This is a genomic window from Streptomyces diastatochromogenes (assembly GCF_002242805.1).
In the GTDB taxonomy this organism is placed as follows: Bacteria; Actinomycetota; Actinomycetes; order Streptomycetales; family Streptomycetaceae; genus Streptomyces; species Streptomyces diastatochromogenes.
Map to the genome: position 1 here is coordinate 156,136 of NZ_MCGQ01000029.1, position 13,832 is coordinate 169,967.

11 protein-coding genes are annotated in these 13,832 nt (G+C 72.7%); 6 read left to right on the forward strand and 5 right to left on the reverse strand.

All coding sequences use genetic code 11. From position 1 onward, the window contains the following. Window positions 1-6: 6 nt before the first annotated feature. On the reverse strand, window positions 7-1,053 hold the full coding sequence (locus BEK98_RS30730) for a hypothetical protein (protein WP_094220036.1): 1,047 nt from the start codon (window positions 1,051-1,053) through the stop codon (window positions 7-9). Between the two features lie 132 nt (window positions 1,054-1,185). Here BEK98_RS30730 and BEK98_RS30735 point away from each other — a divergent pair, with 132 nt between their 5' ends. Beyond that, window positions 1,186-1,584 carry a VOC family protein gene (locus BEK98_RS30735; RefSeq protein ID WP_094220037.1) on the forward strand — a complete coding sequence of 133 codons (399 nt, stop codon included), beginning with the start codon at window positions 1,186-1,188 and terminating at the stop codon, window positions 1,582-1,584. Here the strand turns inward: BEK98_RS30735 and BEK98_RS30740 are convergent. Further along, a complete protein-coding gene (locus BEK98_RS30740) occupies window positions 1,570-2,256 on the reverse strand; it encodes a helix-turn-helix domain-containing protein (RefSeq protein ID WP_094219976.1) in 687 nt (228 codons plus the stop codon). The genes BEK98_RS30735 and BEK98_RS30740 overlap by 15 nt on opposite strands. A 10-nt stretch (window positions 2,257-2,266) precedes the next feature. Continuing rightward, complete coding sequence (locus BEK98_RS30745; protein WP_094219977.1) at window positions 2,267-3,202, reverse strand: AraC family transcriptional regulator; 936 nt, start codon at window positions 3,200-3,202, stop codon at window positions 2,267-2,269. 81 nt (window positions 3,203-3,283) lie between these two features. Between BEK98_RS30745 and BEK98_RS30750 the strand changes: the two genes are divergently transcribed. Continuing rightward, on the forward strand, window positions 3,284-4,129 hold the full coding sequence (locus BEK98_RS30750) for an NmrA family NAD(P)-binding protein (protein WP_094219978.1): 846 nt from the start codon (window positions 3,284-3,286) through the stop codon (window positions 4,127-4,129). Window positions 4,130-4,146: 17 nt separating this feature from the next. Here BEK98_RS30750 and BEK98_RS30755 read toward each other — a convergent pair whose 3' ends face one another. Next, the gene (locus BEK98_RS30755; RefSeq protein WP_094219979.1) at window positions 4,147-5,307 is read right to left on the reverse strand and encodes a YihY/virulence factor BrkB family protein; all 1,161 of its coding nucleotides are present in this window, start codon (window positions 5,305-5,307) and stop codon (window positions 4,147-4,149) included. 130 nt (window positions 5,308-5,437) lie between these two features. Between BEK98_RS30755 and BEK98_RS30760 the strand changes: the two genes are divergently transcribed. The 4 genes from BEK98_RS30760 to BEK98_RS30775 all read left to right on the forward strand — a co-directional run bounded on the left by BEK98_RS30760 (window position 5,438) and on the right by BEK98_RS30775 (window position 10,815). Beyond that, the gene (locus BEK98_RS30760; RefSeq protein ID WP_094219980.1) at window positions 5,438-7,075 is read left to right on the forward strand and encodes an acyl-CoA dehydrogenase family protein; all 1,638 of its coding nucleotides are present in this window, start codon (window positions 5,438-5,440) and stop codon (window positions 7,073-7,075) included. Window positions 7,076-7,397: 322 nt separating this feature from the next. Then, window positions 7,398-8,663, forward strand: coding sequence for a GAF domain-containing protein (locus tag BEK98_RS30765; protein ID WP_208643276.1), 1,266 nt, complete (start codon window positions 7,398-7,400; stop codon window positions 8,661-8,663). A 164-nt stretch (window positions 8,664-8,827) separates the two neighbouring features. Beyond that, window positions 8,828-10,156 carry a hypothetical protein gene (locus BEK98_RS30770; protein ID WP_094219982.1) on the forward strand — a complete coding sequence of 443 codons (1,329 nt, stop codon included), beginning with the start codon at window positions 8,828-8,830 and terminating at the stop codon, window positions 10,154-10,156. 95 nt (window positions 10,157-10,251) lie between these two features. Beyond that, window positions 10,252-10,815, forward strand: a complete 564-nt coding sequence (locus tag BEK98_RS30775) for a GNAT family N-acetyltransferase (RefSeq protein WP_094219983.1) — start codon at window positions 10,252-10,254, stop codon at window positions 10,813-10,815. Here the strand turns inward: BEK98_RS30775 and BEK98_RS48085 are convergent. Further along, window positions 10,731-13,742 carry an NACHT domain-containing protein gene (locus tag BEK98_RS48085; protein WP_107428303.1) on the reverse strand — a complete coding sequence of 1,004 codons (3,012 nt, stop codon included), beginning with the start codon at window positions 13,740-13,742 and terminating at the stop codon, window positions 10,731-10,733. The genes BEK98_RS30775 and BEK98_RS48085 overlap by 85 nt on opposite strands. Between the last annotated feature and the right edge of the window lie 90 nt (window positions 13,743-13,832).

The following is a 13,832-nucleotide window of genomic DNA, read 5'->3' on the forward strand; positions in this document are numbered from 1 at the left end:
GACGGTCTAGAACAGGCGGAAGGTGAAGTGGTCCCCCACCTGGTCGTAGATCCCGCGCAGCCACGGCTGCCGTACGGCGGGCAGTCTGGCCAGCGTGTACAGGAACAGGCGGCGGTCGGGCCGGAACGTCCACCTCGGGCGCAGCGGCAGCGGATCGTCGCGCTCGACGCCGCGGGGCAGTCCGCCGGTCACCGGCAGGCGCGAGTGGTCTTCGGGGAAGGCCAGGCCCAGCCACACGTCGGCGGGCAGCGGTACGGTCGCCGGGCTGCCGGTCGGCTGCCATGCCTCGCCCGTCTGCGGATGCACCGGGACCAGAGCGATGTCCGCACCCGACGCGGGCAGACCCGGGCCGGCCAGGGCCACCGTACGGGCCGGGCGCCCGGGCGGGAGCAGAGCGTCGAGCGCGCGGCCGAACATGTCCGTGACGAGTCCGCCGGGCAGCGCCACGGGCGCGCCGGTCGAGGCCGCCAGCAGGTGGGCGAGGGCGACACCGGCGGCCGCCTCCCACTGCGGGCTCCAGAACCCGGGCTGCTCGACGGGTGGCGTGCTGCGCCTCTCCGCCACCAGGGTCTCCCAGTCGATGACCCGGGGAGCGGGGCCCGGAACGCGGCGTACGGCGACGGGGTGCAGCCACACCGCCTGCCAGAGCGAGCAGTCGTCCATCCTGGTCGCCACCGCCTGGCCGCACTCCTCACAGGCCAGGTTCGGGCCGTCCCTGCCGTCCAGGCCCAGGCAGTAGCCGTCGTGGCCGGGGATCAGCACGGTGCCCCGGACGTCGCCCGGCGCGACGACGACCGCGCCCCGCGGGCCGGAGGACAGGGAGTACACCGGAGCGAACACCCCCTCGGCCGCCGCCCCCTCCTCGCCGACTTCGTCCCAGGGACGCCAGGGCGGTCCCCCGGGCTCCGGTTCGACGGCGTACGTTCCCGACTCCATCAGCGCGGGGAGCATCTCGTGCCCGTAGAGCTGATGGGCCCGCACGGGAAGGGCCACCCTCGACACGGGTGCGGTCAGCTCCGTACCGCACCGGTCACACACGAACACGTCGGCCAACAGCCACTCCCCCACGATCGAACAGATGGATCATTCCGACCGTGGGAAGTCGCGTGCAACTGCTTATCCGGCGGCGCCGCCGTGTCCGATTCCTTCAAGACCGGGCACCCGGCCCCTGCCTACGGTGAACCCATGACTCCACGATTCGCCGTGATCGGCGTGGTGGCCTCCGACCTGGCCGCCTCGCTCGCGTTCTACCGTCGCCTCGGGCTGGTCTTCCCCGAAGGGGCCGAGGACCAGCCGCATGTCGAGGCCGAGTTGCCCGGTGGGCTGGTGCTCGCGCTGGACACCGAGGAGACCGTCCGGTCGTTCCACTCCGGGTGGCGGCCGCCCGCCGCCGGGGGCCGGGTCGGGCTCGCCTTCCGGTGCGGCTCGCCGGCCGAGGTCGACTCCGTGTACGAGGATCTGGTGGGCGCCGGGTACCACGGGGAGCTGAAGCCGTGGGACGCCTTCTGGGGGCAGCGGTACGCCACCGTGCACGACCCCGACGGCAACGGCGTCGACCTGTTCGCGCCGCTAGCCGCTCAGTAGCTCTCCGAGGGTCACCCCGGACAACTCCCTCACGTCCCGGGCGAGATGGGGCTGGTCCGCGTATCCGGCGCGGGCCGCCGTCTCGGCGTACGGGACTCCGGAGCGGGCGAGGGTGAGAGCGTGTTGCAGGCGCAGGATGCGGGCCAGGGTCTTGGGGCCGTAGCCGAACGCGGTCACGCAGCGGCGGTGCAACTGGCGGGCGCCGATGCCGAGTTCGGTGGCTGTCGCCGCCACCGGGCGGCCCGTTTCCAGGCACTCCACCAGGTGGCGCAGGAGCGGGTCGGGGGGTGGCGACTGGGCGGCCCGGTCCAGGGCGATGTCCTCCAGGGCCGTCGCCGGGTCGGGGGCCGCTTCGATACGGTCGCGCAGGCGCCGTACCCGGGCGGCAGGCCACAGGTCCGCCAACTCGACGCGCACGTCGCGCAGTTCGTGGGCCGGCACGCCGAGCAGGGCGGGGGCGGTGCCGGGGAAGAAGCGGATGCCGGCCCAGGCGCGGGGCGGGCCCTCGGGGACGTACGCGCGGGTGTCGGGTCCGGCGACCAGCAGCCGGCCCTCGCTGAACAGCAGGTCCATGCAGCCGTCGGGCAGTACCGGGCGGACACCCTCCAGGCGCTCCGGGGTGCGCCGCCACACCACCGCGCCGGTCAGCCGGGACGGCCGCTCCTCGTACACGGACGCCAGGTTACGCCGCCCTCGTGCGGTGCTCCTGGGGACTGACCCCGTACACCCGCTTGAAGGCGCTGGACAGGGCGAAGGCGCTGCCGTAGCCGACCCGGCGGGCGATGGCCGCAAGGGTGTCCTCGCTGTCGCGGAGCCGGTCGGCGGCCAGGGCGAGACGCCAGCCGGTGAGGTAGGCCATCGGGGGCTCGCCGACCAGCTCGGTGAAGCGGCGGGCCAGGGCCGCCCGGGACACCCCGGCCTTGGCGGCGAGCGCGTTCACCGTCCAGGGGTGGGCCGGGTCGTCCTGGATCAGGCGCAGGGCGCGGCCGACGACCGGGTCGCCGAGGGCCTGGTACCAGGCGGGCGCGGCCGCCTCGGGGCGGGAGAACCAGGCCCGCAGCGCGCTGATCACCAGGAGGTCGAGCAGGCGGTCCAGGACCACCTCCTGGCCGGGTTCGTCGCGGACGACCTCCTCCATGAGCAGTGGGGTGAGCGGGCACTGCCACACCTCGGCCGGGAGGGTCAGCAGCGGGGGCAGGGCGTCCAGCAGGCGGCCGCTGATCTCGCCCTGCATCAGGTAGGTGCCGATCAGCATCACGGTCGGGGCGTCCGGGCGGTCGCCCCAGGTGCGCACGCCGAGGTCCATGGAGCCGTTCAGGGAGCTGCCGTCGGGGTAGCGGCACTCACCGCCCGGCAGGATCAGCGCCTGCGGGGCGGTGCCGGGGGTGTCGGCGCAGGTGTACGGGTCCGGGCCGCGCGCGATGGCCAGGTCGCCGGGGCGCAGCCGTACCCGCTCGCCGCCGTCGTGGGTGATCCAGGCGTCGCCGCGCGCCATCAGCATCACCGTCAACGGGGCGCGGTCCTCCACACGCACCGCCCAGGGCGGCTCGAAGCACGCGCGGATCATGAAGGCGCCGTGCGCGCGGGGGCCGTCCAGCAGGCCTGCGAGAGCGTCCATGGGGTCAGCGTAGACGCGCGCTTATGCGCCTGAGCCGATCGGCGATGGTCCCTTGTCCGGGGCCGCAGTTGACTGACGGACATGACACAGAACACGGGTGAGACACAGGGTTCGACGGTGCTGGTGACCGGCGCGTCCGGTCGTACGGGCAGCCGGGTCGCCGAGGCCGCGCGGGCGGCCGGGCTGACGGTCCGGGCGGCCTCGCGGGCGCGGGGCTTCGACTGGCACGACGGGTCGACGTGGCCGCAGGTGCTGCGCGGCGCCGACGCGGCCTACCTGGTGTACCCCTCGGACGTGGGGGCGCCGGACGCGGCGGAGACGGTCGGGCGCCTGGCCCGCGAGGCCGTCGCTCTGGGGGTGCGGCGGCTGGTGCTGCTGTCGGCGCGGGGCGAGGAGCAGGCCCGGCCCACCGAGGAGGCGCTGCGCGCGTCGGGCGCGGACTGGACGGTCGTACGGGCCGCGTGGTTCGCGCAGAACTTCAGCGAGGGCCCGCTGGTCGCGGAGCTGCGGGAGTACGGCGAGCTGGTGTTCCCGGCCGGGGCGGTGCGGGAGCCGTTCGTCGACGCGCGGGACATCGCGGACGTGGTCGTGGCGGCGCTGACCGGGGGCGAGCGGTACGTCGGACAGGTGGTGGAGGTCTCCGGGGCTCGGCTGCTGACCTTCGGCGAGGCGGTCGCCGAGGTCGCGGCGGCGACGGGGCGGGAGCTGTCGTACCGGGCGGTGCCGGCCGGGGAGTACGGCGAGCGGCTGGCCGGGTTCGGGGTGCCGCCGGAGGAGGTGGAGTTCCTTGTCGGCCTCTTCGAAACCCTCCTCGACGGTCGCAACGCCCACCTGTCGGACGGGGTACGACAGGTGCTGGGCCGTGGGCCGCGGGACTTCGGGGACTTCGCGCGGGAGGCCGCGGCGGCGGGGGTGTGGAAGCCGTGATCCGAGAGCGGGGGGCGTTACTTCGATGACGTGTCCCCGTTCACCCCGTGGGCCTTGTGTGTGTGGTGGTGCGGGTTCTTTGCGTGGGTGCGCAGGCGGGCGGTGACGTCCTCCGGGGGGAGGAAGCGGGACCAGCGCTCCGGGAACTCGGACGGCATGTCGGGGTCGTCGGGGTCGGCCTCGCGGGCGGCGGCGACGCGGGTGACGTACTCGACGACCTCCGCCTCGCGCAGCCGCTCGTTGGCGGCGCGGGCCGCGGCCGTGGCGGCGGCCGGCCAGACCCGGTCGATGGCGGCGTTCACCGCGGCGCCGACGAGCACGGCGAAGGCCGACACGCCGATCCAGAGGAGCACGGCGACGGAGGCGGCGAGGGAGCCGTAGATGGTGGCGCCCTCGATGGTGTTGGTGAGGTAGATGCGGAGGAGGAAGCTGCCCAGGACCCACATGGCCAGGGCGACCAGGGCGCCGGGGACGTCCTCGATCCAGGGGGAGCGTACGGGCACGGACACGTGGTACAGGGTCGTCAGGAAGACGATGGACAGGACGATGACGACGGGCCAGTACAGGACCTGGACGACCGTCGCCGACCAGGGCACGACCCCCACCACCGCGTCCGGTCCGGCCACCATGAGCGGCAGCGCGACCGAGCCGATCAGCAGCGCCACGATGAACAGCAGGAAGGACATCATCCGGGTCTTGACGATGCCGCGGACGCCGTCGAGGCCGTACATGACGGTGATCGTGTCGATGAAGACGTTCACCGCGCGGGAGCCCGACCACAGGGCGAACAGGAAGCCGATGGAGATGACGTCCGGCCGGCCGCCCCTCATCACGTCGTGCAGGATCGGCTCGGCGATCTCCTTCACGCCCTTGTCGGACAGGACCGTGCGGGAGGCCTCCAGGATGTTGTTCTCCAGGCTCTGGATGGTGTCCGCGCCGGTCCAGGCGTCGACGTAGCCGAGGAGGCCGATGAGGCTCAGCAGCAGTGGCGGCACGGACAGCAGCGTGAAGAACGCCGCCTCGGCCGCCAGGCCCAGGATGCGGTACTCCATGCAGGAGTTGACGGTGTCCTTGAGCAGCAGCCAGGCGGTCCTGCGCTTGGAGACGTTGCGGTAGAGGGCTCGGGCCCGGTGGAGCCGGCCGGCGGGCCGCTCGGGGGTTTCACTTCCTGGCTGCACGACCTAACGGTATCCGCCGAACGGGGCCGCTCTCACCTTCCTGGGCAGGTGACCGGGCCCGACGCGACGGGGGCGGTCCTGTGCGACTCTGGAGACCCGTACCGCCGTGATCCCGGGTAGGTTCGCAATCATGGCAGGCAACTCCACCCACACCGTGACGAACCAGCCCCCTCCGCTGGTGGGATACGACCTGTTCACCGCTGACCGGGCCCTCGTCGAGGCGGTCGAGCGGCACACGGATCCCGATGTGCTGGACAAGGTGCGCGACGAGCTGTCCGTGCTGGGCCGGGCCTCGGGTTCGGCGCAGGTGCAGGAGTGGGGGGTGCAGGCGAACGAGCATCCGCCGCGGCTGCGCACGCACGACCGGTACGGCCACCGGATCGACGAGGTCGACTTCCACCCGGCCTGGCACCGGCTGCTCGGCAAGGGGGTCGGGGCGGGGCTGACCGGCGCCTGGACGCGTCCTGCCGGGCATGTGCGCAGGGCGGCCGGGTTCCTTGTCTGGACCCAGGTCGAGGCGGGCAACTGCTGCCCGCTGTCGATGACCCACGCGGCCGTGCCCGCGCTGCGGGCCGACCCGGTGCTGGCCGCCGAGTGGGAGCCGCGGCTGACGTCCACGGTCTACGACCGTGAGCTGCGGCCCTCGGCGCGGAAGCCCGGCGTCCTGTTCGGCATGGGCATGACCGAGAAGCAGGGCGGCAGCGACGTACGGGCCAACACCACCGAGGCCCGGCCGCTCGCCGAGGACGGGACGTACGTCCTGACCGGGCACAAGTGGTTCTGCTCGGCGCCGATGTCGGACGGCTTCCTGGTCCTGGCGCAGGCCCCCGGCGGGCTCACCTGCTTCCTCGTCCCGCGCGTCCTCGCCGACGGCACCCGCAACGTGTTCCTCATCCAGCGGCTCAAGGACAAGCTGGGCAACCGGTCCAACGCCTCCGCCGAGGTCGAGTTCGCCGGGACGTGGGCGCGCCGGGTCGGCGACGAGGGGCGCGGGGTGCGCACCATCATCGAGATGGTCGCCGCGACCCGGCTGGACTGCGCGCTCGGCGCGGCGGGCCTGATGCGGCAGGCGGTGGCGCAGGCGGTCCACCACTGCACGTACCGGGAGGCGTTCGGCGGGAAGCTGGTCGACAAGCCGCTGATGCGCAACGTGCTGGCCGACCTCGCGCTGGAGTCCGAGGCCGCGACCGCGCTCACGCTCAGGCTCGCGGCCGCCTACGACGACGGGGGCGAGCAGGAACGTGCCTTCCTGCGGCTCGCGGTGCCGGCCGCCAAGTACTGGATCACCAAGCGCTGCGCCCCGGTGGCGGTGGAGGCCGCCGAGTGCCTGGGCGGCAACGGCTACGTCGAGGAGTCGGGGCTGCCCCGGCTGGTGCGCGAGTCGCCGCTGAACTCCATCTGGGAGGGCGCCGGAAACGTTCAGGCACTGGATGTGCTGCGGGCGCTGCAGCGCGAGCCGGGCGCACTGGACGCCTGCCTCACCGAGATCGGGCGGGCGCACGGCGCCGACCACCGGCTGGACCGGGCGGTGAAGGACCTGTTCACCGAACTCGCCGATCTGGACGGCATCGAGGGCCGGGCCCGGCGGCTGGTCGAGCGCCTCGCACTGGTGCTCCAGGGTTCACTCCTGGTGCGGTTCGCACCCCCGGAGGTCGCCGACGCGTTCTGTGCCTCCCGGCTCGGCGGCGACCGGGGCGCGGCCTTCGGCACCCTGCCGAAGGGCCTGGACCCGGCCTCGGTGGTGGAGCGCGCCCGGCCTCTGTCCTGACCCCGCTGACCTGTGCTTTTACGGGAGACACGGCACGGGGGTGGTGCTGCGCCGACACGGCACCACCCCCGCCTCCTGGGCCCGTTGGAGGCCACGAAACGCCGCCCGAAGGCGGCGCCGGGTCAAGTCTCAGCCAGCCTCGTGCCATTCACCAGGGTTGCAGGGGGTTGCAACTTGTTGGTGACTGTGCGCGGACTCTGTGCCTCCGGCATGCGCCGGACGGCAGTATGTGGGGAGAAGTCGGACCGGAAACCGCCGCCCGGACGGCTTGACAAGTGTGTTCGACGCCCATTCCGGGAGGACCCCAGTGGTGAACCCGCCGATGAACGTGGCGCGTCTGGTCGCCGTGGACGCGGCGCAGGCGGCGCGGGTGCTGAGCGAGTTGCGCGAGGCCACGCTCGCCGGGCAACGTGCGCGGATCGCGCCCCGGCCGGAGATCGAGCAGTCCTGGGGACGGATGCTGCGCAGCGGGGTCGACCCCGACCACGACTTCAGATCCCGGCTGCTGCCCGCCGACGAAGTGCGGCGCAGACGGGAGGAGTCACCGCTCAGGCACATCATGCCGGTGCTGCGCCAGGGGCTGCTTTCGGTCGCGGACGTCGCCCAGCACATCATGGTGGTCGCCGACGCCGAGGGACGTGTCCTGTGGCGGGAGGGATCCTCGCCGGTGCTGCGCAAGGCCGACGGGCTCGGCTTCGAGCTGGGCGCGGACTGGCGGGAAGACGTCGTCGGCACCAACGGCGTGGGCACCCCCGCGGTCGTACGGCGGCCCGTGCAGGTCTTCGCCGCCGAGCACTTCGTCCGCTCGCACGCCTCCTGGACGTGTACGGGCGCCCCGATCACCGACCCCAGGGACGGCCGGCTGATCGGGGTGGTGGACGTGAGCGGCCCGCTGGAGACCATGCATCCGGCGACGCTCGCCTGGGTGGACTCGGTGGCCAAACTCGCCGAGGCCCGGCTGCGGGAGCTGCACCTGGCCTCGCTGGAGCGGCTGCGCGCGGTGGCGGCGCCGGTGCTGGCCCGGCTGGAGGGGCGGGCGCTGGTGGTGGACCGGGACGGCTGGACGGCGGCCGTGAGCGGGATGCCGTACCTGCGGCGCGTGGCGCTGCCCAAGTCCCTCACACCGGGCCACCGGTGGCTGCCCGCGCTCGGCGCCTGCGCGGTGGAGCCGCTGGCCGAGGGCTGGCTGCTACGGGTGGCCGAGGAGCCACTGCCGTCCAGCACGACCCGGATCTTGCTGGACCTGAGCCGCCCGGGCCGCAGCTCGGTGACCGTGGCCCGGGCGACGGGTTCCTGGTCCCGCGAACTCAGCCCCCGGCACGCCGAGTTGCTCTACCTGCTCGCCGAACACCGGTCGGGGCGCGGCGCGGCGGGTCTTGCCGAAGACCTGTTCGGCGATCCATCCAGAACGGTGACGGTAAGGGCAGAAATGTCCAGAATTCGCCGCTATCTTGGGGATCTTCTGGGACATCGGCCGTATCGTTTCTGCGAGAACACCGAGATCGAGGTGCTCCTGCCCGACAACCCCCGTGACCTGCTGCCCCGGTCGACGGCACCCGCGGTGGCCCGGCGCCGGACACCTGGCTGATCCCATGGGACGCAGGGTCGGTTAGAGGCGGGCATCTTCCGCATATTTGCGGGTCTTGACCCTGCGGCGCCCGCCGCTGCCGTAGCATCGCTACGGGCCTCCCCACCTGCTCCTCGGTCAACGTACGGACCACCAGGCGCAGTTGGCCCGCCTCGGGAGGAAAAATGAAGCATCGCGGCAGACACCGCCGGCGCAGACGGGGCGCAGCCGTGCGCGCGTTCCTCGCCGGGACCGCGCTGGCGCTCACCGCGGCCGCCACGCTGATCAGCGCCTCACAGGCCACCGTCACCGAGAACCCGGGCGCGCTCAAGCCGCTGACCTCCCCGGCGGAGACCGACCAGCTGCGCCTGCAGGAGCACCTGGTGCCCGCCCGCACGCTGAACCGGCTCGCCTCGTCCATGGGCCGCCCCGTCGGCGTGGACGCCGTCCTGCAGAGCGCCGACCGCACTGCGAGCGCCGACTGCACCTCCGAGGACCACGCGTCCCTGCCCGTCGCCCCGGCCGCCACCCGCGCCTACTGCTGGGACCCGGCCGACACCGCCACCACCGCCTGGCGACCGGCCTCGGTGACCACCTCCGGGGACGCCGACGACGACGGCGTCTGGGGCACCCACCGGGCGATCCTCACCGGCTGGACCCACAGCACCACCACCGGGGCCACCGCCGAGCGCGGCCTCGCCCGGGTCGCCTTCGTCGACGCCGACGACCCCGACCGCCCCGTCTACCGTTGGGTGCTGCTGGTGGTCCCCGTCGACGGCGGCCGCGACTACCGGGGCCTCGCCTCCGGTGTCTCCGGCATGGTCTGGTACCAGGACAAGCTCCTGGTCACCACCACGACCGGCAGCGCCGACGCGCTCTACGTCTACGACCTCGACCGCATCCAGCGCACCACGGTCGACACACCCGCGATCGGCCGGGTGCCCGGCGGCTGGTCCGCCGACGGCTACGAGTACGTGATGCCTGCCGTCGGCTCCTACCGCTACCTCGCCGGCCGCTGCACCGCCTCCGGCGCGCCCTGCCCCGCGAGCCTGTCCCTGGACCGGGGCACGGCACCCGACAGCCTGGTCGCCGGTGAGTGGACCGTACCCGGCAGCGACCGGCACGCCCGGCTGTGGCGGTACGCGTTCAGCACCGACCCCGCGCGCGCCGGGCTGCTCGCCACCGACGCCGCCGGGCGGGTGGACGCGGTCGAGGCCTACCGGACCCGCGCGACCGGGATCCGGGGCGTGCTGTCGTACCGGCAGGCCGGGGCGAAGGGTCCGTCCTGGTATGTGGGACGGCTGTCCGGCTCCGGGGACGGCCACGGCGGACTGTGGCGGCAGGACGCGAAGGGGGCGAAGGCGGCACACTGCGGCTCGGACGCCTCCCACCACTGCTGGGCCGCGTCCGCGGGCTCCCTCTCCTACTGGCAGGAGACCGGCGAGGTGTGGTCCGTGTCGGACCGGATGCTGTTCGCGGTGCCCCTGGCCGTGCTCGACGGCTCGCTGGGCTGAGCCGCGGGGCCGGGCGGCCGGGCGGCCGCTGCGGCGATCAACGACGTGACCTGCACGATCGACAGACCGCGGGCCGGGATGATTCCCTGGCCCGCATGAGCAGCATCCCCGTCACCACCTGGTCCCTGGAACAGACCTCCCCGGCCGACCTCCTGCCGGCCGCCGCCCCCGAGGGCGACGTCCGCATCGTCCGCGCCGAGGTCCCCTCCCCCGAGTTCAGCCGCTTCCTCTACACCGCGGTCGGCGGCGACATCCGCTGGACCGACCGCCTCGGCTGGACCTACGCCCGGTGGCAGGAGCAGCTGGACCGTCCCGGTGCGGAGACCTGGGTGGCCTACGACCGCGGCACCCCCGCCGGATACGTCGAGCTGGACCCGCAGGACGACGGCGTGGTCGAGATCATCCTCTTCGGCCTGATCCCCGCGTTCCGCGGCCGCCGCATCGGGGGCCACCTGCTGTCGTACGGCGCCGCCCGCGCGTGGGACCTGGCCGAGCGGTGGCCTGAGCGGACGCCCACGAAGCGGGTGTGGCTGCATACGTGCAGCAAGGACGGGGAGTTCGCGATGGACAACTATCAGCGGCGGGGGTTCAGGCTGTTCGACACGAAGGTGGAGCTGGAGGCGGAGGTGGAGACGCCTGGGCCTTGGCCGGGGGCGTAGGGGGTGGCCAGGGACTCGATGAGGCGCAGTAGTTCATGGCTGAGGTCGACCTTCACCCTGCGGTAGCCCGGGCGCATGCACAGGACCATGCCCAACAGCAGAAGGACGGCCACGGCCGCGACGGTCCAGTTGTCGAGCAGCGCCGAAAGGGCGAAGGCGGTGGAGAGAGACACACTGAGTGTTATCCACGTCAGCACCCCATAATCGACGCGCACTTCCGGATCCTCCATGGTCGCCAGGAGCAGGAAGCACAGGGTAAAGCCCCCCAGGAGCACCGCCAGGCCGACCGTCGGCGCGATCCAGTGCGGGGACACGTTCCACGGATGCCAGCCGAGCAGTGCGGCGACGGACCTGGCAATCGCTCCCAGTCCGGTGACCACGTACAGGGCAAGCCCCCACCAGACCGAGTCGGTCCACGCCGACTTCTTGCGGTCGGCCAGCTCGTCCCTGCTCCGCTCCCACATGGCCTTGGTGAGGTAGCCGGAAGTCAGCAGGACATTCAGTGTCTGCCGGGCCTCCCGGGGCGGCAGCCGGTCGATCAGCCACCCGCGCCAGTGAGGCAGTGCGTTGGCCCTCGTCATCTCGCGCACAACAGCTCTCTCAGCCCGCTGCCCTACCCGGACGTCCTCCACCGGGTCGGCCAGCAGCCCTGTCCACCGGTCGACCGGGCCTCCGATCCGGACGGGTGAGTCGGCCTGCGTATCCACGAGGGCGAGCGGTACGAGAATCCTGGGGTCGGGCTGGACATCATCAGGCAGTGTGGCGTCGGGGTCGAGGGCGGTGTCGGACAGGCAGCGCGCCAGCATGCCGACGACTCTTGTCGTCTGGTCGTCGCCACGGCGTGTGAAGGGCTTCCACACCCACTCGAAGCGACCTTCGAGCCCCGTCTGCTGGATGCGCGCATCGCGGAACACTTCTTCGAGCCCGCGGTCACGCAGCAGATCAGCGAGATACGCGTCAACGCCCGCGGCTTCGGGACCGTAATAGTCCATCGCGTTACACAGCGCCAGCGTCGCCTTCTCCGTGTGCACCCGCCACAGCACCCGGGCCACCTGCCCCGAAAAGAACAGCTGCCTGTCCTCCAGGGCCAGCACCGCCAGATCCCCCATAGCCACCAGCGCCTCCTCCGCCCCCGGCAGCTCTGCTATCCCGTCCGCCAGGAACCGCGCCGCCTTCAGCACGTTCGTCGCCGCCAGCGCCCGTACCGCCATGCGCGCCCGCGCGGGGTTCGTCGTGTCCCGGGCCGCCGCGCACAGCAACTCGAACACCGCGACACCCCGCACCCGCCGCTGCGCCGCCACCACCCCGAACGCCGCCACCACCGCCTCCTGCTCCAGCGAGGCCGAGTCGTCTCCCAGCAGGGCGCCGAAGTGAGCGATGATCTCGTCCGCCAGGGAGTCCTCGATCAGCTGCGCGTCGGCCAGGCACTGGAAGGCCAGCAGGGGATCGACGGCAAGGACCTCGCGGACCAGCGGAGTGCAGTCGCGGGGTTCCGCTCCGCACCACAGCCGGACGACCTCGCGCCAGACGTGCGGGTCGGCGCGGTACCGGTCCAGCAGGACGTCGGCCTGGACGGCCTTCGCCGCCAGGTACTCCTGGAGGGTCAGGTGGGCGAACTGGTAGCGCTCGCCGTTGTCGATGGCCAGCAGGAGGCCGCTGCGGTCGACGATCTCCGACAGGATGTCGTCGGTCTCCTCCACCGGACGGCCGAGGCGTTCCAGGACGGCGCCGACCTCCCGCCGTACCTTCTCGTACGGCATCGCCAGGCGGTCGTACGCGTCCGACGGCACGCTCTGCGCGGCCAGCGCGAGCTGTTGCAGGACCGCGCGCTTCAGCGTCGCCGGGAAGCGGCGGACCCGCTCCAGGTCGCGGTCCCGCAGCAGGCTGACCGTGACCTCGTTGTAGAAGTCGGCGCGGTTGTGGGGCAGGACCTGGTCGGTGCCCGCGTACTCGTAGCTGTAGAGGTGGGCGATCATCGTCAGCAGCAGCGGGTTGCGGGCCAGGGGCTTCAGCTGGGGCGTGTCCCGCAGGGCTCCCAGCAGCTGCTCGACCGTGTCCGGCGCCAGGTTCGGCGGCCAGGGCCAGCCGTGCAGGAAGCGCTGGATGAGGCGGTCGTCGAACTCCTCCACCAGGAGGACCGGGACGGCCTCCTGCGCGAACTCGCCCCGGTACACCGCCACCCGGCAGGTCACCACCGCACGACAGCGGTCGTACACCTTCATAAAGCGTCTGATCGCGGCGGCGACCCTCGGCCGCTGGGTCGTGGGGACCTCGTCCAGGCCGTCGAAGTACACCGCGAGGCGGCCTTCGTCGAGGGCCCGCTCCACCCAGGTGCGGGCGTTCGGGAAGTCGTGGTCGGCGAAGTGGTTGACGATGTGCGCGGTGATGTCGCCCGCGTCCAGGTCGACGGAGTGGAGGGAGAGCAGCACCGGGATGTCGGTCGGTGTGCCCAGGTCGACCCGGTGTCTGCGCCGAGGGTCGTACCAGGTGCGGCGCGCGGGCAGGTCGGGGCGGTAGCGCTCGCGGGCCCAGGCCAGCACGGTGTGCCGCAGGAGCATCGTCTTGCCCGCGCCGGGTACGCCGAGCACCACCGCCTGGCGGGACTCGTGCAGCGAGGCCGTGGCCTCCCGCTGTTCGGCGCCGAAGCCGGTGGCGGTGCGCAGCGGGACGTATACGGACGCCATGTCCATGGCCCGGTTCCTGGCCGGCTGGAAGGAGACGGAGAAGCTCCGGTGCCGTTCGTGCGTCTTGATCGTGTAGCGACGTAACGCCGTGCGGCGGAGCAGCGCGCTGCCGGCCAGGCGGCGGTAGAGTGCGGCGCCGGCCTTGTCCACCAGTCGTTTGAACCAGTCCTTGAGTTTGAGGAACAGAACCCCCAGGACGAAGGCGCCCACCGCCGGCAGCCACTGCCGCACCTGGTCCCCCACGGCCCGTCCCCCGTTCGCCGTCCCAGTCCCTGGATCGGCAGGATAGGGGCGGAGTTGTCCGGGTGTCCCAGGTTCGGACACAGCTTGCGG